Annotated in this window: 17 protein-coding genes and 1 tRNA gene; 8 read left to right on the forward strand and 10 right to left on the reverse strand. The window is 23.5% G+C overall.

Features of this window, described 5'->3' with window-relative positions; genetic code table 11:
- The 4 genes from MBBAR_RS01310 to MBBAR_RS01325 form a co-directional block, all read right to left on the reverse strand.
- Positions 1-1,782 (reverse strand): UvrD-helicase domain-containing protein, encoded by a 1,782-nt coding sequence (locus MBBAR_RS01310; protein WP_080459471.1) that lies wholly within the window; start codon positions 1,780-1,782, stop codon positions 1-3.
- On the reverse strand, positions 1,775-3,490 hold the full coding sequence (locus MBBAR_RS01315) for an ATP-dependent nuclease (protein WP_080459472.1): 1,716 nt from the start codon (positions 3,488-3,490) through the stop codon (positions 1,775-1,777). Before MBBAR_RS01315 ends, MBBAR_RS01310 begins: the two co-directional genes overlap by 8 nt.
- 100 nt (positions 3,491-3,590) lie before the next feature.
- The gene (locus MBBAR_RS01320) at positions 3,591-4,460 is read right to left on the reverse strand and encodes a hypothetical protein (RefSeq protein ID WP_080459473.1); all 870 of its coding nucleotides are present in this window, start codon (positions 4,458-4,460) and stop codon (positions 3,591-3,593) included.
- 286 nt (positions 4,461-4,746) lie between these two features.
- Entirely contained in the window at positions 4,747-5,004 is a 258-nt protein-coding gene (locus MBBAR_RS01325) for a winged helix-turn-helix domain-containing protein (RefSeq protein WP_080459474.1), read from the reverse strand.
- Positions 5,005-5,147: 143 nt separating this feature from the next.
- Here MBBAR_RS01325 and MBBAR_RS01330 point away from each other — a divergent pair, with 143 nt between their 5' ends.
- The 6 genes from MBBAR_RS01330 (at position 5,148) to MBBAR_RS01350 (ending at position 8,305) form a co-directional block, all read left to right on the forward strand.
- Positions 5,148-5,477 carry a hypothetical protein gene (locus MBBAR_RS01330; protein WP_080459475.1) on the forward strand — a complete coding sequence of 110 codons (330 nt, stop codon included), beginning with the start codon at positions 5,148-5,150 and terminating at the stop codon, positions 5,475-5,477.
- Positions 5,478-5,519: 42 nt separating this feature from the next.
- A complete protein-coding gene (locus MBBAR_RS01335) occupies positions 5,520-5,834 on the forward strand; it encodes a hypothetical protein (RefSeq protein WP_080459476.1) in 315 nt (104 codons plus the stop codon).
- Between the two features lie 10 nt (positions 5,835-5,844).
- On the forward strand, positions 5,845-6,312 hold the full coding sequence (locus tag MBBAR_RS10160; RefSeq protein WP_158082493.1) for a hypothetical protein: 468 nt from the start codon (positions 5,845-5,847) through the stop codon (positions 6,310-6,312).
- Positions 6,313-6,334: 22 nt separating this feature from the next.
- Positions 6,335-6,922: a hypothetical protein gene (locus MBBAR_RS01345; RefSeq protein WP_080459478.1), complete on the forward strand. Its 588-nt coding sequence runs from the start codon at positions 6,335-6,337 to the stop codon at positions 6,920-6,922.
- Between the two features lie 127 nt (positions 6,923-7,049).
- On the forward strand, positions 7,050-7,223 hold the full coding sequence (locus tag MBBAR_RS09980; protein WP_158082494.1) for a hypothetical protein: 174 nt from the start codon (positions 7,050-7,052) through the stop codon (positions 7,221-7,223).
- Positions 7,224-7,225: 2 nt separating this feature from the next.
- On the forward strand, positions 7,226-8,305 hold the full coding sequence (locus MBBAR_RS01350; protein ID WP_080459479.1) for a type I restriction enzyme HsdR N-terminal domain-containing protein: 1,080 nt from the start codon (positions 7,226-7,228) through the stop codon (positions 8,303-8,305).
- Positions 8,306-9,142: 837 nt separating this feature from the next.
- On the opposite strand, the gene MBBAR_RS01355 is transcribed toward MBBAR_RS01350, so the two are convergent.
- The 3 genes from MBBAR_RS01355 to MBBAR_RS01365 all read right to left on the reverse strand — a co-directional run bounded on the left by MBBAR_RS01355 (position 9,143) and on the right by MBBAR_RS01365 (position 13,736).
- A complete protein-coding gene (locus MBBAR_RS01355; protein WP_080459480.1) occupies positions 9,143-11,227 on the reverse strand; it encodes a hypothetical protein in 2,085 nt (694 codons plus the stop codon).
- 128 nt (positions 11,228-11,355) lie between these two features.
- On the reverse strand, positions 11,356-11,988 hold the full coding sequence (locus MBBAR_RS01360) for a hypothetical protein (RefSeq protein WP_080459481.1): 633 nt from the start codon (positions 11,986-11,988) through the stop codon (positions 11,356-11,358).
- A gap of 590 nt (positions 11,989-12,578) precedes the next feature.
- Entirely contained in the window at positions 12,579-13,736 is a 1,158-nt protein-coding gene (locus MBBAR_RS01365; protein ID WP_080459482.1) for a tyrosine-type recombinase/integrase, read from the reverse strand.
- 239 nt (positions 13,737-13,975) lie between these two features.
- Here MBBAR_RS01365 and MBBAR_RS01370 point away from each other — a divergent pair, with 239 nt between their 5' ends.
- Both MBBAR_RS01370 and MBBAR_RS01375 read left to right on the forward strand, forming a co-directional pair.
- Complete coding sequence (locus MBBAR_RS01370) at positions 13,976-15,832, forward strand: AAA family ATPase (protein WP_080459483.1); 1,857 nt, start codon at positions 13,976-13,978, stop codon at positions 15,830-15,832.
- A 381-nt stretch (positions 15,833-16,213) separates the two neighbouring features.
- A tRNA-Arg gene (locus MBBAR_RS01375) sits at positions 16,214-16,288 on the forward strand.
- Positions 16,289-16,891: 603 nt separating this feature from the next.
- Here MBBAR_RS01375 and MBBAR_RS01380 read toward each other — a convergent pair.
- The 3 genes from MBBAR_RS01380 to MBBAR_RS01390 form a co-directional block, all read right to left on the reverse strand.
- Positions 16,892-17,230 (reverse strand): hypothetical protein, encoded by a 339-nt coding sequence (locus tag MBBAR_RS01380; protein ID WP_143746089.1) that lies wholly within the window; start codon positions 17,228-17,230, stop codon positions 16,892-16,894.
- A 181-nt stretch (positions 17,231-17,411) separates the two neighbouring features.
- Positions 17,412-19,280 (reverse strand): ATP-dependent nuclease, encoded by a 1,869-nt coding sequence (locus tag MBBAR_RS01385; protein WP_158082495.1) that lies wholly within the window; start codon positions 19,278-19,280, stop codon positions 17,412-17,414.
- Between the two features lie 933 nt (positions 19,281-20,213).
- Positions 20,214-23,858 (reverse strand): YobI family P-loop NTPase, encoded by a 3,645-nt coding sequence (locus MBBAR_RS01390; protein ID WP_080459486.1) that lies wholly within the window; start codon positions 23,856-23,858, stop codon positions 20,214-20,216.
- Between the last annotated feature and the right edge of the window lie 1,123 nt (positions 23,859-24,981).

Consider the following 24,981-nt stretch of genomic DNA (forward strand, 5'->3'; position numbering starts at 1 on the left):
TTATTTATTATCTTCAATACTATCTTTTATTAATTTAATTCCTTCAAGCCTTAAAAAACAATTTGCCCCAGAAAGAGAATTATAAGGAGCATTTCGTCTACTAAATGAAAAAATTGTTTCTTTTCTTGATCTAGTAGCACCTACGTAAAAAACATTTAGCTCTTCAAGATACTTTTCCTTAAAATCTTCACTTGTTTCATTCCAATTTATACTACAAGTTTGATTAAACCCACATTCTTTACAAGTATAATATAAAGGAAAACTATATTTTTCTAAATCTGGCATTATTACATAATCCCATTCTAAACCTTTAGCACCATGTATTGTTGTTAAAATAACATCATGTTTAACATTTTCTAAAGATTGTTTGAGACTTTTTCTCTCTAATGAATCTTTTATAATCATGATCTGTTGTTTTTGAGTTAAAAAATTATATTCTTCTCTGATACTTTCCAAAAACACTTCTAACAAATATATCAGTGAATCAAAAATAATATTCTCTTCAATTTTAAATTCAACTTTCACATCTTTAACAAATCGATTAATAATTCTCATATTAAATATGTTTAATTCATCACCAACGATTTGATTGAAAATTCTTTTACAAATATTATGAAATTTTATGTAATCAGGATCTTCATCACTAAAAACAGCATCGAAATAATTTATATTTCTTAATTCTCTTTTCAGTAGATTTAAATTTTCACTTCTTAACCTACATAGTACTGCAATTTTTTCACCCTCTCCGCTCAAATATTTTATTTTATTTAAAATATTTTTAGCTTCAGATTGTTGATCATCACTTGCAATACATTTAATTATTGCATCCTCAGTTATTGAAGGATTATTTAAATTTTTGGCGTGTTTTCTAAGGTTTTTATCTAAAAGAAGCATATTTTCATTTTCAAATCTATGATTAGTTTTCAGCTTAAAAAGTTCCATATTAAATTTTTCCTTAGAAATAGACATGATATTTGGTACAGCACCTAGAAACCCATAAATTCTTTGTAAAGGGTCTCCAAATAATATTATTCTTGTTTCAGGAGTTATAAGTGTTTCAACTAGCATAAAATTTAAAATATTGGTATCTTGATATTCATCAACTATTAATATAGGGTAGTATAATTGATAAAATTTTAATATTTCAGGATATTCATAAAAAAGACATAGTACAAAAATTATTATGGAATCAAATGTGATTTTCTCAACTGGGATAAATTTTTCTATAATTATAGATTTGTATTTTAGAATGTTTTTTTCAATATATTCTCTATTTGACATTTTTAAATTATTTTTAAAATCTATCAGAAATGTTTTCTCCGCCCTATTCAGATTTATTTTTTTTTCAGAAGAATTTTCATCAAAATCTACTGTTTCAAAGGAATTTAAATCTTTTAAAGTATCCTCCATTAAATAACCATATTTATTTAGTATACTTCTACAAAACCCATGATAGTTTGTAGAAAAAATATGGTTACTTAATTGATCTTTTGAGGAAATATATTCTTCTAAAATTATGGGTAAATTAATTAAAATGTCTTTTTTAATCTTATATGCTGCATTAACACTAAAAGTTAAAATCAATATCTTTTTACTATTTTTAATATATTTATCACAAATTAAATAAGCTATTTTGCTTATCAAAGTTTTTGTTTTCCCATATCCCGCAGGAGCTTCAACAATTACCCTACTTTCTTCTGAAAAAACCACGTTAATTTGATGTGCATCTGTAACTCCTCTATTTTCATGCAGTTTTTTAATTTTATATCTTATATTACTCATCAGATAACCTTTCTACTTTACTAAGCATTCTTGAATAAAAATCTGGAGTTTTTTCAATACTTAACGAAATTTCTCTAGAAAATTTAATATTTTTATTTTTACCAGAAATAAATTTTATAAAAGGTTCCTTCAAATCATTTTTTTCAATATCTTCGCAATGATTTAGTATATTTTCACAAATTGTATCTTTATCATTACTCATAATCGTTGGAAAAAGCTCAAGTTTATTAATATCATTTTTCAAATTTTTAATTTTTTTATTTCTTCCAGTATAATCATTTTTTATAAAGTTAATTATTTTCGATATTTCAACACATTCAAAAATTTCGTCTTCAAAATCATCAAAATCTGTTATATATAACTTTAAATCTGCATTTTTATCTTTGATGTGTCCTTTATCTTTGTCCATAATTCCAATGTTTTTAATAGAAAAATTATTTAATAATTTTGATATATTAGGTATACCATCAGCTCCTCCAGCTGAAACTATACATATTCCTTTTTTATCTAAATCAATATTTTCATTTTTTGCAAATACTGGAATCGAACCATATTCACTAGATCCTTCAACAATCATCACAGCTTTAGAAAAAAAAGCTTCCTTTACAAATGGAAAAGTTAATCTTAATTGTTTCTCGATTGTATCATCTAAATTTAAACTAGATCCAGAAATAGATTTAGTTTGTTTGTTTTCTTGATAAAATCTGATTAAACTTTTATAATCATCATTTAAAATATTAGGTGAATGTGTTATAATTATTCCTTGACCGCATATCTTATCAATACCAAAAATATCAGAAATAAGTGATGAAAATTGTATTTCTCTATTACAAAGTATATTTTTAATATATTTTATTAAGTATCTTTGTTTATAAGGATTTAAATGAGTTTCAGGTTCATCTAGTCCTAAAATTAAAAATATAGTTTTTTCACCATTTTCATCCACAAAATATTTTGAATTATTTAATTTAGTGATTTTCAACAAATAATCAATTAGAGATAGCAATATTACTATTGAATATTGAGTTCCATCTCCAGAATTTGATATATTAAATTCATTTAAATCTATCATTGTTAAAGATCTTCTGACTAAATCAACTATATCTGTCTCAATTGCTGTTTTAATTCCAAGATCCGAAAATATTTTAATTTTTTCAAAATGAGAGTTTAATTCATCGACAATTTCATCCATACTATCATTTTGTATAATATCTTCAGGTGATTTATTATCAACCACTCTTTCAACCATAAAATTTAAAAATTTCCCAACACCACGGTTCTTATAAAAGCTTAATTCATCTGATGGGTTTCGCATAGATCCATAATTAATATAATTAATGTAATCTAAGTTTTTCCAAAAAATATCTTGATTAGTATCAGTATTAGTATACTGTATTTTTTCATCTTCAAAATTCATTGATGCATTAATATTTATTATATTTTTATCAGTAGGACAAAATAAATCTTCAAAAATACCTATTTCAGAATCTTCTAATTTTAATGAAAAATCAACTTCAATTGGAGAATTAATTTCTTTAAAATCTGTTTCTCTAAATGTTTTCCTATTTAAAATATTGTTAAGCAGTTCTAAAAAGTTTGTTTTCCCATATCCATTTCCCCCAACTAAAAAATTCATTTTAGGATTTAATTTTAAATTCATTCCATCAAGATTTCTGAAATTTCTAATTTTTGTTTCAGTTATTTTCAAATTCTTCACCTTTTGACTAATTATTTGCTATAATTAAAAATTTCCTTCCATTTATCTGTTAAAACCATTTTTAACTTTTTTTATTTAATAATCTTAATAATTATCTATTGATTATATTTTTAACAAATCCTTGCAGTTTGTTTTTTAAATACGTTTGTCCTGCTATTGTGTCTTCATATATAATCATTCTTTTTCCTGAAACATCAAATGGGAATTTTTCTGAAGTATTTTGACTATTTTGAATTATTAAAATGATATTTTTATCTAAAGCATCTGCATAACCCAATTCATAGAATACATTAGGATTTGAATCTGTCAATTCAGCAATTAAAAATTTTGAATTTTTTATATGATTACATATGTCATCAATTACTGTTCCAGGCTCATTTATATCATCAGCACGTATAATGTTCAAGTTAAAATTATCTAAATCTTCTTTTATTAAATCATAAACTCCATTAAATTTTTCATCAAATGGCATCAATACAAAACAAAGATCATCTTCTATGATCTTATTATTCATAATATTATTATTCTGTAATTTATCCTCCGAAGCCTGATTATCAATTGGTTGATTATTATTAATATAAACACTATTTTTCAATTCATTTTTTGAAGCTTTATTAAAATTCTTAGAATTGGATTCAGCAGATTCCTGATTTTCAGAAATTATTGAGCGTATTTCATCTTCTAAAGGATTATAAGCATTATTTAAATAAGCAGTCACACTTTTTTGATTCATATTGTTCTCATAAAAATCATCAGATAAATTATAAAAGTTTAAATGTTTTAAATTGGTTGTATATTCTTTGTTTAACAAATCAATAAGCTTACATATAATACCATAGTATTCATTATAACAATTTTCAAAATGACCAATGTTATCATGATAGTAAGCTGAACAACCTTTAATTTTAACTATATTTTCTCCTAATAACTTTAAATACTCATTTCTTTCGTTTTTATCCATTTTATACACCCCATATGGATTTTTATTTTTTAATATTTTAATATGATAAAAATTTCCTTGTTTAACTTCACCATAATAATCATTCTAAACAATTATAGGTATTTTTCATTATTATAATTTTCTATATTAATCATTCAAAGATAAACATTAATAAATGAATAATCTTTAAAAAAGTAAAAAAATAATAAAAAGTTGTTTAATAGATATTTAAATATTCAAAAATAATAGTTAATTAAATAAAATTTTCACTAATATTATAATATATTTAATAATTTTTCATTTAATTTTATATATGTTCTAAAACTTCTTTTCCAAGTTCTGTTATTTTATATAATCTTCCTTGCTTATAATCCTCATTTAAACATATAACTAAATTTTTTTCTTTTAATTGTTTAAGATATCTGCTAACATGATGAATACTTATCTTTGTTTCTTTAGAAATTTTTGAAGGCATTTTTATACCATTATTTAAACTTCTTAAAACTATTTCTTTGCATTTACTCCTTTGAATAATAGCTATTCCTTCAATAAGTTCTCTTTCCATATAATATTAGTTGTTGCATAATAATATATTTTTAGGTGCATTAAACTTGCATAGTATGTACACAATATTTATATATTCTTAAAATAATTTATAATTATATTTTACAAAAAAGTTTATAAAAAATTTATATGAGGTTAAAATTTATGGAGAAAAATAAAAAAATTATCTTAGGAGTTATAATTGCTGTTGTTGTAGTAGTTATTAGTATAGTTATTATTAATTATGTTAGTGAATTAAACAATGAGGCTGAAATGGAAGCATTAAATAATAACCCTGAAGCTAAAACTCAATTATTTTTAGCACAAAGTGATGTTAATAATGATAATTTAATAGATCGTTCCGAATTAATAACTTATTTCAATTCTAGTAGTGACCCTGAAAGTATAGCAGATGAATTCTTATCATACGATTCAAACAATGACAATGCATTAAATAAAAATGAACTATTCAATTATATGTCCAACACTACATAAAAAAAAGGTTTTAAAAAATTAAGAAAAACGAGGTACAAATTTATGAAGAAAAATAAAAAAATTATCTTAGGAATTATAATAATAGTTGTTGCTGTTGTTGGTGTTGGTGTGTTAATTAGTGCTTTAAGTGCTCCAGAGAGTATTGAATTTAATGGTGAAACTTGGTATGTCGGTGATGCAATTTCTACTTCAAATCATACAGAAGGTAGTCAAGGAATGATAATCACACAAATAAACAAAGACGACAATTCATTTATAAGTGAATCACCTGATGGAAAATATAAAATGAAATGGGACACCACAACAGGGTTAGGAAAATGGCTAATTATAGAAGGTGAAATTAACCCATACGCATGAGTTGAAAAAATTGAAAAAAATATACATACCACTAATAGCAATTTTACTAATAGTAGGACTAATTGGAGGCATTATAATAGGAAATATACTCTTCCACCCACAAAATACTAATAATAATATTAATGAAATAAGCAACAATAATAATACTATTAAAAATATTAGTTCCAATCCCACATGGCACAAAATAGGAACATATAACGGTATTAGTGATGATAGCATACAAATCAACACTAAAGGAAGTAAAATAAAAATTGTTTCAACTGCTATGCCTATTAAAAACTATGCTGATAATTCACTAACAACTATACTCAATCAAGGAAGTAGAACCGTTGATATGTCGCAAATGTCATGGAATAGTAAAAGTGCAGTAGCAACAAAAACAAAAACTATAGAAGTTTCAAATTCAGGTAACTTTGAAATTGAAATTTCAACCTATGAACTAGAATGGTGGAATATAGAAGTATACGAATACTATTAAAAAAAAAAGAGGATGAAAATTTATGGAAAAGAAATTTAAAATTTTAATAATTGTTGCTTTAATAATAATTATAGGTTTAGGCAGTTATTTTGCTTATACTTCTTATGCAAATGCTGAATTTGATAAAAATTTAAAAGAAGCTCATGATTATAGTAAAATGCGTGTTGATAAATCAGACAATATCCAAAGTCTTCCAGACAGACCTAATATAAATCAAACAAATGATGCTATTAATTCAATTAAAAAAATTGATAAAGCTTTAGATGAAGAAATTAATTCACTTGAAAAAGCTAAAAACTATGCTCAAACACCAGAAGAGAAAAAATACGTCGATTACCAATTAAAACTTAAAAATAATTACAAAAAATGGTATGAAAAATATAATAATGGACTTAATAATTATAAAGATGTGATTAATGGTTTAAAACCTGATGATATAGGTCTTAATGAAGCTAATAAAATAAACAAAGAATTAAACGAATTAAACAAAGAATCTGAAAAAATTATTGATAATATAAGAGAACTATTAATTAAAAATCCTCAATTAAAAGATAAATTAGAAAGCTTTAATTTCGAAGATAGTTATATTGGAGAAACAAATACTGTTTAATGAAGTGAATAAGGCCATAAATTATAAATATAATTTTATTAATAATTATATCATTGATATCTGAATTATATATTTCATATAACAGTTATACCATTTTATCAAAATATACATGACACATGGAAGTATAATGAGGTATTTTACCAAAAAAAATTATACAAAACCTAGTCCTTCAGGCACTATAGCTTTAAATGATTATTATATAATATTAATTAATAAAAAACTGGTGAGATTAGATACTCCAGTAAGAAATTTCTTTTTAATACATGTTTACACTTTATATACAAACATACTCGAGGTTTAATAATGCCTTTTGAGGAAAATATTAAAAAATTTACAGAAAATATACCAGAAAAAATGAAACATATAAAAAGTGAAGATGGAACAATAAACGCTTTAATCAACCCTTTTCTAGATTTATTAGGTTATGATATTACAGACCCCAAGGAAGTTGAATATCAATATGATGTAAATATTGAATTAGGAGTGCCTAAACTAAATAAAAAAGGTAAAATAGATATTATCATATTAAATAATACTAATAAACCTGAAATAATAATTGAATGTAAAAAAATTAAAAAAAAACTTACAAAAAAAGATGAAACACAATTAAGAAGCTATTATAACATCATAGATAATTGTAGATTAGCTATATTGACCAACGGCATTATTTATAAATTTTTTACTAATACTGATAAATTGATGGATAGAACTCCTTTTCTCGAAATTGATTTAAGGAATTTATCAAAAGTTGATATTTCAGAGTTAGAAATGTTTACAAAAGAGAAATATAACTCAAAAAATCTTGAAAATATTGTAATGAACAATAAAATAAGAAATCAGCTAAACAAAGAGTTTGAACATCCAAGCGATGATTTTGTAAAAATAATTGCCAAAAAAGTTGATAATGGAGTAATGAATAAAAACAAAATTATAAAATATAGAAGAATTATTAAAAATAATCTTAAAATAATTTCAAACGAAAAATCTGAACCCAATTATGAATTTGAAATGAAATTTAGAGGATTTAATGAAGAAGAGGAAAATAAATTTATAAAATTATATAATAAATTACCTGAAAAATTTAAGGACAATGAATTTATTGAGAACACTACTATCATTAAGATAAATAAAGGAGAAAAAATACCTAAAAATAGTTTATATATTTATAGTAGTACAACTAACCCTGTTGAAGAGATAATGATAAAATATCTCAGAAAATATGCTAAAGGATATGAAACTGATTTTATTAAAATTAAGTCTGTTAAATCTAACGATAGTATGAGGATATATAAAATCTGTAGAAGATTTGTTGCCTATTTAAATAATAGAAAATTAACAAAAGAAGAAAAAAAACTTTTAGATAAAATATTTTCAGAACAATAGTAAAAAAATTAAACAAAAACAATTGAATGAACTTAATTAAAAAATTCATTCAACCACTATTTTTCATTATTATAAATTTATTATATTTCATAGATTAAAAATAAATTTAAACATTCTAATTTTCAATATAATAATTTCTAAATTCTTAAAAAAAAAGGTTTACCACTTCACCAAAAATAGCCCAATAACGATAAGTTATAGCCATATTATTATTTTTCAAATATAACAGCTCTTAAAAGTTAGTAAAACAGCTATAAAAGATGCTACGTACTCCTATAACTCTGCGAAGTTGCCAAATATTCCCCATTTGGTATAGATAAAAAGGAACATAAAAGATAAATTTGTGGCATAAGTATATATTATTTTCTAATAAAGTTCTTATAATATATATTTACTATACTTTATAGCTCTTAAATAGTTAAATAATCGATTGAAAAGTTTAATAAAGATTTTATATAATTCAATGAGATAAATATTAATATAAATCAAAACTTTATGTCCTATTTACAATTAAAAAAAGCTATGATAAATAAAATTTAATATAAATACATTATATTTAAAAAACAGCTTAATATAAGGCGTATAATAGGTTTTTTAGGCAGTATGGATAACCAATGATTGAAGAAGATTTTATAATAGTAATTTAGCTATTATAATTAGTGAATTTGGATAAATAAAAAAATTATAAACGGTTTGAAAATAATTAAAAGTTATATAGGAATTTTAATTGGTTTTTACTTGAAAATATGGGAAAACGGTTTCAAAAAATTTATCATTATAATATAAGTATATAATTATTAAGATGTTGTAAAAAATGAAACCGAATTTGGTTTAAAACTATTTATTTTCAATAAAATCACGGTATAATTCTCTAAATCTTCCTAAAGATTTAATTTTTGCTTTTTTCATTAAATTAGTATAATTTTCATTTAAATTATCAAAAGCACCTTTCGGTAAACGCTTATATTTTCTTTTGTTTTTTGGAGACAAATATTTTTTTGTTAAAGTCATGACTTCTTTTCTAGCTTCTTCTTTATCTATTTTCTCAAGTTTAATGTTTAATTTTTGTTTAGGTTCACAAGACAGCTGAGAAAATGAGTTATAAAAATCTTCTTCTATTTTCTTATTATAATAAACACTATCAAGAAATTTATTTATTATTTCTTTTATGATTTTTTTAGAAGGATTGGCTATTGTACCAGAGTTTGGAAATTCTTCATATACTTTTAATGGAAATGTATATTTGAAATATTCTTCTAAATGAGGAGGTAGGTATCCTTCAATTATTACTATTCTTTTTTTCATATGTGGCATATTACGGAAGATTATTTGCTCCATACCACTGTTTCTTTGATGTTTAACCAATTCATCAAATAAAACATCCCCAAACTCATGTTTTTCCAAATTATATGATTTTTTAAGTTCTTGCAGTGATTTTTCACCATCTAAATACCGGTATAAATTATATGAAGCTGAAGAATCATGAAGATCTGTTCCAATAACATGAATTACTTCACATTCATTTAAATTAGAACGACCCCTATAATTACCATAATATAATATATTTTCAATACCATTCTCTTTAAGCATTCTAACTACATCTATAACTAAATTATTTTTAAATCTAATACTTCCATAGGTAACCACACCATATTTAGCATTTTTACCATTTATTCTATTATATTCTTTTATTAATTCATTAATTTTAAAAGCAGTTATGTAGGAAATATCTTTATCTAAGCCCAAATTCTTATCATAAATATTCTCAAAACTTATATTTTTCCTTATCCTAGTTTTTACTGACATTCTAGAATTTTTAACATAACCTCCTTTTCTTTCAATCCTAAACATTAAAGACTGTTTTTCAAAAAAATCTGCACTTACTCCAATTTCCTTAAAATCATCAACCTTATCTTTAATCCTATCAACTATAATCTTTAATGGCGTAGCGTCAAGTAAAATAATATTATGTTCACTTCTCTTATCAATCAAGATATCAATGAATAATTTTTCAAGTTTAAACTGATCAAAATCATAACTCTTATCTTCTTTTTTAGGTAAAGGAGCAGGTTTCTTATCAAGATAATCATAGATTTCAATATTAACTCTTATCTTATTGAAAAATAATTCCAAATAAGCTTTTTCATCTAAATTACCATATTTTTTACTATATTTTGAAGAATCAAAACCACTACTTATTATTTCCGCATCTGTAGCTCTAACTTTAAGCATTTCTTTAATTAAATCGATTTTATTAATAAAATCATTATTATTAATTATTAAATTATCAGGAAATCCACTTGTTAAGCTATATACTTTATTGAATAATTCAATATCAACATCATCTAATTGTTTATAATCTGTTAACTGAGGTTTATCAATCTCTTCATCATAAATAATAGACCTCCTTTCACCATTTCGATAAAATAATTCATCATCATCAATAAGCACAGTACCAATATTATGCTTATTCATTAAAACAACATCATACTCTTTCACATTTCTTCTTTGCCATTTCCAATAACAATCTTTATGATAAAAACATTTTTTGCAATGATTAACTCCTTCATTAATTTCAGATTTAGCATTAATAATATATTCATTATTTTCTGTTTCTTCTTCACTAAGTTGCATAATATAACAAGAACTGGCCTTATTTCTCCAATAGTATAGTCTCTCCCCATCAACCCTAATTGTACCAATTAATTTATTATAAAGATCCTTGGATTGTTTCTCATTATCTACAAAAACAATAACAGGAACATTATCATCAATATGCCGTGAAATAGTATTAATAGTCTTACCTACACGCGGAGGAGAAGTATTTAAAATAACGGAATGTTTATGTAGATATTTTTTATTAAGTTTATCTAGCTCAAAATTGATTTTTTTCCAATTATCCTCTTTAATACCCATAGCCAAAATAACAAACCTCCAAAACCACCCCAAAGTACAATAATGAAAAAAATTAGTAAGTATGCATTCAGACACTACTAAATAAAAAAAAAAGAAAAATTAATTTAAAAAGAGATTTAATTTATTTTTATTACTTATTCTATCATAGGGTCATGACTATTATCCAATTCACTACTTTCCAAAAGATTTATAATTAATCCCATATCTTTAAGAATTTGGGATACACATTCATCGAAACTATTTTTAATAGTATAATATTTAATTTCATCTAAAAGACGACTACCATAATAGCCATCAATGTTATATCCATTTGGAGTAATAATTTCTAATAATCTTTTAAATTCTTCACCTATAACTAAATAAATTATAGACATGCTTACGATGGACTCCTTCATTTCCTGTTTATTTTCTTCTGTTGTTGTTATTAAATTATTTTTTTCACCATAATCCAAAAAATGATCAGCAATATGATTATGTTGTTCATAAATCAGTTTACATAATGCTCCAACTAATTTTACTTCAAAATTCTTATTTTTACCAGCATTTATTATTTCTTCCATTTTATTAATATCTAAATAAAATCCCATATATGTAAATTTGTAATGTTTATTAAACTGAAAATTATTATTAGGAGATAAAATTTGTTTTAAATACGCTGATAATTCTTTAGAAATCTCAATTTCTAAATCACTATTAAGACTGATATTACTTTCAACAATACTAGACACATCATTTTTTAAAATATTTTTATTCTTATTAACATTCATATTTATGTCCTCCTTAGACAACAATTTATAAATATAATAAAAAAATAAAATATTAATTGCAGATTGAAGATTATTGACTAGTAAATTTTTATTAGCCAATAACTTCTATTAATATTACTTTTTTTACATATTTTAATACTTGTTTATCTTTTTAAGAATTCTTTAGCTATTATAAAATTAAAAATTTATAATAACATATATACTTGATTTTCATCGTTATATAAATGTTTTGCATGTTTTTAAGAGTTTATTTTTTAAACAAAAATTATATAATTCTTATTTAAATTAAACAATGTAGTAAAATAGAATAAATTGAAGATATTGCAATATATTGCTACATAACAATGTTATGTTTACATTATTAGTTAACAATCATATCACTTGTGGATGAGTAGTGAAAATTCTAAAAATGAACGATTATATAAAAAAGTTTAAAAAATGAATTAAATAACAAATCAGCTAAGAATAATTATACATTAATAAATTCAAAAAAATTATATAAAAATGTTATACTCCGCCTTGAAAAACAAATAATTTAAAACATTAAGTTTAAAAAAATTTTATATATTAAAAAATTGAGCATTATTTAGCTAAACTTTATTTAATATATCTTCTATTTTATTTTCATTAATTCCTTGCTGATTTAATAAATTTCTCAATTTATCATGCTTTAGTTTTTCATAGCTTAACTCATCTTCTAAATCTAAGTATTCTTTAGACTTAATATCATTTATTTTAGTCTTATTAATGCTTAAATGAGGTATTAGTTGACAATAAAATTCTTTCATTACGCTTTTTCTTATTTCCTCATATGCTATTTCTAATCTTGTAACTGCATGACCTGATAAAACTTTAGATTTCTTATAATCACTAGTATAATGTTTTACTGTTGAAATAAAGAATTTCCTCAATGCATGCGCATGAAAGAATCTTTTGCCTTCATCATTTCGGTAGAACCATCTATCATTAATCTCACTAAATAACCAAATTACACCATGTTGAGTTAAAGCTTTTTTATACTGAGACATGAATAAAGGTTGGTCTTCTTTTATATTATCTCTGGTTTTTAGGTAGTTTATTATGTATTCGGTTGCTTCTGGTGTGTTGAATGTCATGCAGATATTATTAGTTTTTTTAGTTTTAATAGGTACAAAATCCCAACAAGGAATAACATTCTTATACTTTCCATCTAACAAATCCTCTATACTATCTCCGTTATGATAGTCAATAGTAGCATTAGTAAAATCGGAAATCTTAAAGTTTCTCATATCGCTACTTCTTACTCCTGATGAAGCCATTAGTAATAATATAGCTTTATTCCTTACTGAAGTATTATCAACAGCCAACCTAATATCTTCGAGGTTTGGAATGTCTCCCTCCCTGATAATCTTAGGAGGAATATTAATTTCAATCGGCCGAGGCAGGGTTATATTATATTCACGATAAAAAGCTCTTATACAACTTAATTTATAATTAATAGTAGAATCAATAATATTCTTTTTTAATAAGGATTCATAATAATTATAAAGATAAGAAGTAATTTTTCTATCATCAATATCTCTTATACGAGGCACACCATTAATTAAGTATGGTTGTTCTTCTTCTTTAGCTTCAACAATAAGTTCTGATGGTGTTTTACCAGTAATCTCATACATTTCAGTTAAAGTCTTTATATAATGATGTTCCCTAGACTCAGACAAGTTTTTTCTCAAAAACATCTGCTTAAGTTTAATATCACTCGAAATCATAATATTATATTCATTCTACTCGTATAAAAACTTACGGAAAGGCTTTAAATAATAAAAAAACTTAAGAGTAACCCCCAATATAACAAAGAAAATAACATTAACAAATTACAAAATAAAAAAAATGAAGAAAGAATAATATATTGAAAATCATTACAAAAATTAATTATTATTTCGTTATAGATAACTATAAGGACATAATTTAATAAATAATTAATAAGATATTGATAGGATGAATTAAAATGGTGACAATAATTAAAGATTTAAAGATAGAAAACAATTCTTATTCTACTATTGCCGAAAGTGGTAATGATTTTTTAAATGATTTATCAAGAATAAATGTTTTTATTGGGGAAAACAACTGTGGTAAAAGTCGTTTTATGAGATCTTTATTTTTAAATGGTGAAAATCCTGAAATTAATTTTAAAACTACCGAAGAAGCATATGAAAAATATATTCCCAATATAGAAAATTTTATAAATGAACTTGAAGAGTATTTGAAAAAATACACAGAAAAATATTCTAATTATATACCTTCAATTGAAACAATATTAACAGAATTACAGGGAAAATTATCCGATGAATTTCCAAAAAAGGAGATAATTCATTTATTAAATAAGTTAATGGAAATATTAAACAATTATAATATTAACCAACAAGCAGGACATTATGAAATTAATCATAGTAATAGATCAAGTGAATGGGGAGATGTTTTTGAAAATACGGTTTTTAAGGAAATAACTGATATTATAAACAAGCATAAACTCAAAATTGAAATATTTAAATCCAATGAATTCTTTAATTTTCAAAAAATATATATTCCTATTCTAAGAGGATTGAGACCATTATCTGAAGAAGATATTTACCAAGAAAGAACCATAGAGGATTATTTTAATATAGGCACTATAAGAGAAAATGGAAAATTAACAATATTTACTGGATTAGAATCATATGATTTATTAAAAAGTTATGCGCATGGTGATTTTAATGAAAGAAACCTTATTGAAAAGTATCAGGCATATTTATCTGAAAATTTTTTTGATGGAGAAGAAGTTTACTTAATACCTAAAGAAAAGGATAAAAATATTATATCTATAAAAATTGGAAACGAGTTTGAAAGACCAATTTATGAGTTAGGTGATGGGTTACAATCAATAATTAATATAACTTTTCCGTTGTTTCTAAATTTAAAAGAAATTGAAGAAACAGATAATGTTTTAGTCTTTATTGAGGAACCAGAAATTCACTTACATCCTGCTCTTCAGAAAAAATTAATAAAAACTTTTGAAGATGATATTTTTAATAATTTTCAGTTCTTTTTAACTACACACTCTAACCACTTTTTAGACAATACACTAACTAATAATAATGTATCTGTTTTTTCATTTCGGAAAAAAATAACAGGCTCTGGAAATGAAGAAATACCTAATTTTTCAATAGAAAAATTTTCATTTGATAACTATTCCATTTTAGATGAATTAGGAGTGAAACCTTCTTCAGTACTTATGTCTAACTGTAATATTTTCGTTGAAGGTAACATTGATGTTAGTTACTATAATCATTATTTAAAAATTCATTTAAAAGAATTAGAAAAAAAAGATACTATTGAAGAAGGTTATAATTATAATTTCACTATCTGTGGCGGAAGTGAAATGAAACATGTAGCTAACAAACTAAATGAAAGAGAAAAAAGTAGATCTCTATTTATTATCGATAGAGATGATAATGATAACTCCCTTGAAGAAGTTTTAAAAGAAAATGAGTGTGAATATCATATATTACAATCCCGAGAAGTTGAAAATTTGTTAAAGAAAGATGTTCTTATTAATGCTTTAAAGGATTTTGATCAAATAAAGAATAATAATATTCAAATAAATGAAAACTTTAGTGAAAAAGATTATCAAGACAATGAATTTTATGAATTCATTAAAGAAGATATCTTAAATAATGCTCCTGAATTTGTATATAAAAAGAAAAATGTGAAAAAATATCTTTTAAGAAAGTCACTTCCTCTTATAAATACCAAAGAAGATTTATCTAAAGAAGCTCAAAGCATAAATGAACTCATTTGTAACTTTATTTCAAAAAATAATGATTGAAATAATCTTAAAATAATTTATAATCCACAATCATAACCTAATCTTAAGATCAGGGGTTTTAAATCTCTTCAAGCCCGTTTTTTGATAATTGATATTATATGGCTATTTTTCGAATAAAAGATTAATAATTATTAATTTTATATATTTTAAATATCTAAAAAGAAAAACCTATTTATAATAAAACAATAATTAAAAAATTAAGTATATTGAAAAAAACTTATAAAAATTAATAATTAAATATAAAACCGTTTTAAAACGATTAAAACTAAAATTAAATAACATAAGATGTCCTAATCCGTAGATCGAGGGTTCAAATCCCTCCCGGCCCGTTAACCACTTTTTGTTTTTAAAAATACTATTTTTACATAATATACAATATAAGGGCTTGTGGCCTAGTTTGGATAAGGCGAACGACTCCTAATCGTTAGAGCGCGAGTTCAAATCTCGCCAAGTCCGTTAACTATAATTTAACATGAAAAGATATAGATTAAACACTTAATAAAATACTAATTTTTAGAATACTTCAATTATTCTCATAAAAGCTATTAATAAAAATACTAGTTTTCGAGATATCTATTAATTTAAACTAATGAAACTATAAGAACAAGTTATTTAGGGTCCTAGATTTTTGGGAAAAATTGAAGTAATATATGGTCCTATTTAACATGAGTGAAGTTCGCTGCATATTTGTCCTATAAAAGTACAAATTTTATGGTGTTTTTGAGTGAAAATTCTAAAATTTAAAGCTTTGATTTTAATAATAAAGAAAATCCACATACCTCAAAATTGGGTGAAAAGTGACATTATGGAAAATACTTTAAACTAATATTCAATAATTTTACTAAATACAAATGAATTTTAAGCCAAATTTCATTTGTACTTTTAGAAACTCATCACCGTCCTAGCTTAAAACATATCAAATAACCATTATACATTCTTCATTTTTTCATAAAAATCTAGGGCCCTAATTATTTTTATATCCTATATAAATTTTTCATATTATTATGAAAACTAATAATTAACCTCTTCAATCATGAAATACATATATAATCTCTATTATTAAACAAATAATGGTGTTAATAAATAAACTACTGCTAAAAAAAGAATTATCCCAATTATTACCCCAATTAACTTGTTAAATGTTTTAGTTTGGATAATATAATCAAAGTTAATTGTTAAATCATTTTCATCGACTGATTTAGAACCTATATTGTAAACTTTTCGATCTTGTTTTTTATTATAATATTGACCAATTTTATTTGTTGTTATGGCTAATAAAGCAAAATATATAATTATAAAAATAAAAGTTCCAATAGCTCCTAATCCACTTTGATTAACAGGAATATCAACACCAGGGAGCATACTTAACCATGATGGATTTGTTATTACAACAATCAATAATAAAAATAACGTACTAATTGTTATTGTAATTATTTCTAAAAAATTTTTTATCTAAATAATTTTTCATTTCATCATAACATTTTTAACACATTCTTTTTAGTATTTTCGCCCATTATATCATTTATCCAAGTTTTATATTAAAATTATTCACAGATTGTATTTGGTGTTTTTTGCTAATTCATTTTTCACAATTATCATTAATTAACTCAAATAACTGTTTAAAATTTTGGATTGTTTTTTTAGGAGGCAATTCCTCATCATCAATTCTTTTAGAAATATCCAAGGCAATTTCTCGTTTATCTAATTTTAAATGTTTTCCTTTGAAAAATAGTTTAATATCTCTAAAAGTAGGGTTACGTTTGGTAAAATCACTTTTAGTTAGTTCTTGGTCTAAATCATTTGAATGAACATTATTAAGACTTTTAAGGTAATAATCAATGTCAATCAAATTTTCTATTTCTAATTTACCATTCAAACCCTTTAAATCCCCATAATCAATCACATTAACATCAGGAAGCAATTTTTTCACTTCTTCTTTAGATTTTTTACCAGAATCATCACTATCTAGCAATATTGCTGGCATTTTATGATATGTTAATGCTATATGAGCCATATCTATAACTTTAGTACATCCTGCACAAGGTAATGAAGTAAAGGATTCTAATGGTATATCCAATTCCAAAATTTTATACATTGAATCTAAAATAATTTTGTCAACTTCTCCTTCGACTAACACATTTGGACTATTTAATATTAAAGAATTATCCAATGGAATTCCCATTGCTAATCGTATGGTATGATAAGAGTCGCCTCTTTTTTTCATATTTTTATCAATTAATGTTCCATTTTCTTCAGTTTTTATTATAGCACGTGTTTTGCTTAATTTATTAGTATCTATCATAAATGGAGAATGAGTGGATATTATGACCTGATTTTCATTTGATAATTCTTTAAAAGTATCAAGTAAATCTAATTGTCCTTTTGCATGTAAATAAACGCCAACATCATCAAATAACAATACTTTATTTTTATAATTTTTTGCATTATTCACAACAAATGTTCTTAAGAACTGGTTTAAACCATCACTTCTTATTTTTAAGTTATGTGAACTTTTTAAATGTTTATCTGTTAGTGTCATGAAAATTTTGCCATTTCTTTCATGGATTTCAATTTCGATGCTCTTTTCATTCCATCTGGCACGAATTTTTTCAGTTAATAACTTTGAACCTCTTTTTAACTCAGTCACAAAAGAATCATTATCCATCTCTTTTAATTGAACAAAGTCAATTTCAGATAGTTTAAACAAGTCTGGTATTTTATGATGGTCTCTTTCTAAATTTATATCTTTAATATTGAATTCTAAGGTTAAATCATTTTTATCTTCATATAAAACAACTTGAGGAATTAATTTTCTATATTCATCGAAATTATCATCCCTTTTATTAATTTCTGTATATAGAGACTCCAATTTTTCATCATACTCTGATTTAAAACTATCTATAGCTTGAGTATCATCCGTAAGTTCATTAATTTCATATTCCGTAGGAAAATAAACAATTCTGCCTTCCAATTCTTTTTTAAGACTCTCACGATTTTCATTTTCATCATCATCTTCGTTTTCAATTTTTATAAGGATTTCTTTTAATTCGTTTGCAATTTTTTTAACATCTTCACTTTTATATTCAAAAATTAATTTATTGTTATCATAAATTTTATAATTATCACTGAAAAACTTTTTAACGGTGATTATATCTCGAATTTTTCCTGAAATAGTAGTATTTTTAATTTCATCAGGTTTTAATAGGATATCTACAGTCAATACTAAAAAATCTTCCCCATTTTCATATTTTTCTTTTAAATCAGAATCAAGAGGTAATTCATTATAAGTAAATCTTTCAGCATAATTTAAAAAGTGCAAAGCTTCTAATATATTACTTTTTCCAGCTTCATTAATACCAATTAGTGTTGTGATATCTTTTTCTAAATCTATTGTTCCTGAGTTTTTTATAGATTTAAAATTTTCTACATTAAAATTTTTTATTTTCACTATCATCCCTTCTTATTACATCCATATATTAATAATTGTCATTTGTTATTAATCTATATAGAATATGGTGTATTTAACATTATAGTAATATTATATTATTAGCAATATCTTATTTCATTTAGCTAATTTTATAAAATTATTATGTTTTCAATTAATTAAATACGAAATCAATTAATTATAATGGTAAATTTATAGTTAATCTATTTGTATAAGATAACTTTAGAGTATAAAATAAATTCTAGAAAAAATGTTTTTTGTATATAACTTATTGCCAATGTTAAAATAATATTTTAAATACTAAAAAATCAATTCAATTACTTAAATTATAATAAAGGTGAAAAATATCTTAAAAATAAAAAAATAATGAGCGCACGAATATTAAAATAAGAAGTAAGTAGCTAAATATTAGTAATCTATCATTATCAAGAGTTATTTTATATTTTAAACTCAAAGTTATAATTAAAAAATCTTGAAAAAGGATGTGATTTTATTTTTTTAAGTGAGAATTTAGATGTTCCTTTTACTTAATATAATACCAAAAGATTCTCCATATTTTTCTCATCAAAACATCTAAGATTAGTTTTTTATTCATTTGTTAGATTTACAATGAAATCACGCGTTTTTGAAGTGCAAAAATGAGTTTTGCACCGATAATTAAAATTAAATATCCTACTGATTTGTTAAAATAAAATTGCGAATAAATAGGAATATCTTTCTAAATTCCTATTTTGTGTTTTTGAATAATTGATAATTTATGTTTGTTTTTTGGATAGAAGGTTAATAGATGTTTATTTAGAGAATATGGTCAGTGAATAAAATGGAAATTCTTCAAATAATTCCACATTTTTTACATACTCTTTAGTTGAAAGTAAAAATAGAAAAGGAAGTAAAATAGGAAAGAAGTTCCAAAAGAAGTAAATGTTTCGTCATATTTTACTTTCTAAATGTAGATATTCTTATTCCTTTGTCTCCAATGTTATAGTTTGAAATATAATCTTTTTCTTTAAGATTTTCTGCAAACAATTTGTTTGGTTTCGTATTTTGCAATAAAGGTCGTTTCCCTTTTTCTACGATACTTGGATATGGTTCAGATAGTGAATTTAAGAATATTGTTATATCTTCTTTGTTGAGAATAGTATATTGTTTGTTGTATAGTTCTATTCTTGATTCTTCTTTTTCTTCTTTTTTTGTAAGAATTACCATTAAAACATTTTTACTCACGTTGAATGAGTGATCTAAACAAATGTTTTTTAACAAATTCAATATCTTAGCTGAATTTATTATCTCTCCTTCATCATAAGCATCAACAATCATTTGTTTCTTTTCAAATGGTAAAGTAGCTGATTCTAAAACATTTATTATATCATCATTATCAAATATCAATTTTTCTAATAATTCCTCTGTTAATTCTAAATGCCTTTTTTCAATTAAAGTGATGTGTAAATTTGAAAAACTATCTTTTAATAAAGTATAGTTACTATCATTGAGTCTTAATATGTTATTTTGAATCAATAAAGTAACCTTATCTTTTAGCAGACTATCAAATGCCAATGAATCGTATGTATGTAATTCAGAAATAGGTTTTATAATTTGTGCATAAGAATTGTTTTCGATTTTCTCACTCAGCAGAAGTGTTTTTAAAAATTCATCATCTGTTTCTTTTTTTATTTTAGTCTTTACTAGAATTTCCACATTTTTTGTATTGTTTAAAAATGTTATAACTGGTTTAGATATAACATTTTCATTATTTATAAAACAAGTTAAGATATTTTCCCAATTTGGTATCAACTTGGAGTTATTTAATAATAGATCTTTTACTTCATTATCATTTATGTTTGACAAATTTAAAATTTTTGTTTCAACTTGTTTAATGATTGATTCTTTTTCTTTAATGTCTAAATATTCATTATTTAAAAGTTCAATCAAACAATTTTCATTCTCCTTTGTGTTGTTTTCTAATTTTAGATAAACATTATTGATATATTCAGAGATTTCGTTTTCAATGTATTTAATTAGATTATCACAATTTGATTTTTTGATTGCATAATAATTTTTTGTGTCAAAATTTACTTGATTAAAATTTCCTTTTTCTTGAAGCATTATTTTAATCATCACATCATTGATTTGGTAATGATTGTTTTCATATATATAGTCAAGCAAATCTCTAGGAGTTTCAGTCAGATCTAAATCAATAAATGTTATTTCAAGAGTTTTTAAAACTTCTTTAATTTTTTCTTCATCAGTTATAATACTACAAAATTCAGTATGTTCAGAAATATATTCTTTTAGATTAGATTTCTCAGCTATTGCTTTTATATCATCATTTTTAGCATTTTTAATAATAAGATTGAAATAAGTGCATATTTTATTATCTGGGAGGTAAGGAAGAATCTGACTATAACTGGCTCCAGAAGATATATATTTCCAAATTCCAGTCCAATAATGACATAGTTCTCTGAAGAATCCATCTAAATTGCTTCCATTAGCAATAAAACCGTCTATAAAGCCTATTGAAGTGTCAGACTCATCTTTCAAAAAATTGAAAATAGCCTCTTTTTCTTTTTCATACACAGGATTATCTAGAATATAATCCACAAGTCGATAATTCAAAATATATTCTTTCTCAAAATCAATCAAATTTATTTTGTTGATAAGTTTGTCAATTCTATCAAGAGGATGGGTAAACTCTGTTTTTGTTGAAGATTTTACATTTAGTAAAAATTTATGGTCGTTTCTGGATATGCTAATTTCATGGAATATGGAAATATAGTCCAAATAATCTTCACCAATATAACCATTATGCAAAAGCAAATTGATAAGTATTTTTTGTTGATTTGAACTTGTCTCTATAGTCACATCTTTTGAATCTATTAAATGTTGTAACTTTTTATTTCTTAAATCATCCTTTTGTTGCAATAATGATTCTATTTTTTGTTTTAATTCTCCTATTTTGCCATTATTCCAATCTTTAATCAGTTGTTCTCGTTCTTTATAAGTATATTTAGAATTAACTTGATTTTCAATATCAGTGAAATTAATTCCTATTTGTCGTGGATAGTAATTATCATTATAATGTTTATACTGAATTTCGTCTTCTATGAAATAAGAAAAAATATCATCTTCAAGTACACCATTAATATCATAATCCGTGTCATTGATATGAAATGACTTAATCCCTTTTAAACGATTTGCATATTGTAAAATATATACTGCTCTTAATTCTTTTATGTCTTTTATTTTTAGAGTGTCTAAATTTTTTATCTCGTCTTTATGTTTTAAGATTTCATCATCTATTTTTTCTCTTTTCTGTTTCATATATTCTTGCTTTTTATTGATTGTTTTGTATAAAATCCCCTTATAATTGCTTAATTCCACAAAATCACTAGGAAAAATATTTTTATATACAATCATTGCAAGTAATTTGTCTTGAACTAATTCATCACTTAGAAGTTGCTTGTAAATCGTAAATTCATTAATTATATTGTACAAAAGACGCATTTCATCAATAAAAAGTGAAATGTCATCAATCAGTACTTCAGAAACTTTAACTCCAATGTGTTTCATTTCTTTTTTAATTATTTCATTAGAATTTGAAGTATTAATAACTGGAATAACAGGAACTATAAAATCAAAAAATTTAGTTCTGTCTTTATCTGTAAACATTTCATCTCTAATGGCATAAATAAAGGTAACATGCCGATCTATTTTGTTTGAATTATTGATAAGTAGATTTATTTCACGAAGCTTTGTGAATATTTCTGTTTCTTGAAATCTATCTAAATCTTCGATTATCACAACATTATGCCCTGTAGCTTCAAAAAAATATAAAATTTCATCTAAATTGTGATTTAAAACTGATTTGTTAATTTCATCACTGATTTCTATTTCAACATTACTTATATTCAATTTGTTTACTTTTAAATTGTGGAATATTGGAATTAACTTGTATACAATAAAAGCAAATCCTAAAACACACACACCTGCAAATACTATTTTTAAATAATTCGGGATAGTAACTGTCGGCAAGATATATAAAAGAATATCAGGTTTAATTAAAAGAAAAAGTGAAGCAATAAACACAAAACAAGCAATTGTGGTAGATATTAAATTTTTCCAAGTGAAACTCCTTATTTTTTTCAGTCGTGAGTAGGGTAGTTTTTTATCTTCTTCTCTGTAAAATAATTGTTGAAGAATACTTAATTCTATCAATCTTAATAAATCTTCCCCTATTGTTTTATTTTCATTATCTTTAGAGGGAGCTTGGTTTTCTTCTTTTTTCTCCTCTTCCTCCTTGAAAGTTGCCAAAGAAATATTAAGAAAATAAAATTTTTTATTAGTATTTTGCTTTCGAAAGGATTGAAGAATACTACTTTTACCTGAACCATAAGGACCCGTTAATGCTATATTTTTAATTTTATCATTGTTTAATGCCCAATTTAGAGCATCAAAATAGCTTTTTCCATTCTCTATTCGGTCATTAGGTGATAATGGATAAAAATTATAATCCTGTTGATGATTTTCCTTTTTTTCAAAGAAAGATTTAATTTTTTTATATATTCTCAACTCTTTTATCTTCATTTTTTCACTTCAAATATAAACATCAAAACAACACACTTATAATTTTATCTACATCAAACTTCTTTCTTTTTAATTTGATAAAAGCCACGTTTAGCTTAATTCAAATAAGTAATTCTTCCTTATAAATATTAATAATTCTTTTATTTTTGTTATTTTATAAAATTTTCTGAATTAAACCTGTTTTAATAATCTTTTTGTTATCTATTAATTAATTTATAGTAAGTGTTATTTATGTTATAGTTTTAATCCCATATCATGAAAAATAATATTATTCAATATATTTTAAAGCTTCTTTTCCTTTTATCTGTTAATAATAAATTCCTTGCTTACTTCATTTAGTTAATATTAATTCTATACACTTATAGGTATTTTTTATTATTATAATTTTCTATATTAATCATACAACAATACATGCCAATAAATTAATAATTTATTAAAAAAATTAAAAAATAATATTTTTATTTAATGGTTATTTAAATTCAATCAAAAATTTTAATCATTGAAGTATTTTAGATATATTAAATCTTAAAAAATATAAACAAAATTATTTTTAATACAGCATTACATTAAAAATATTATTAATTTTAAGTAATACTTTATAATAAAAAAGTATATCTAAAACAATACATAATCAGCGGGTTTTTTTATAACTCCTAATCGTTAGAGCGCGAGTTCAAATCTCGCCAAGTCCGTTAACTATAATTTAATAGGAAGAGATAGATATAGATTAAACACTGAATAAAATACTAATTTTCAGAATACTTAAATTATTCTTACAGAAACCGTTAATGAAAATAATAGTCTTAAAGTAACTATTAGTTTAAAATGATGGAAATATAAGAATAAGTTATTGAAAAAAGAATATTAAAAAGTAGCTATCGAAAATTATAAATTACATTCCTAATTTTAAATAATAATATATAAAAAATTAGATATAATTAGTGAGTTTAAAAAAATAATCCTAATCTTAAGACCGATGGTTCAAATCCCTCCCGACCCAATAATGTCATTTTATTTTAAAAAACTCTTTAATCTTTAAAAACACGTTATTTTTCTATTATAATTAATTATAAAGAGATTCTAACCTAATTTAAATAAAGCTAAGAACCCCTAATCATTCGAT

This window comes from Methanobrevibacter arboriphilus JCM 13429 = DSM 1125 (assembly GCF_002072215.1).
GTDB lineage: Archaea > Methanobacteriota > Methanobacteria > Methanobacteriales > Methanobacteriaceae > Methanobinarius > Methanobinarius arboriphilicus.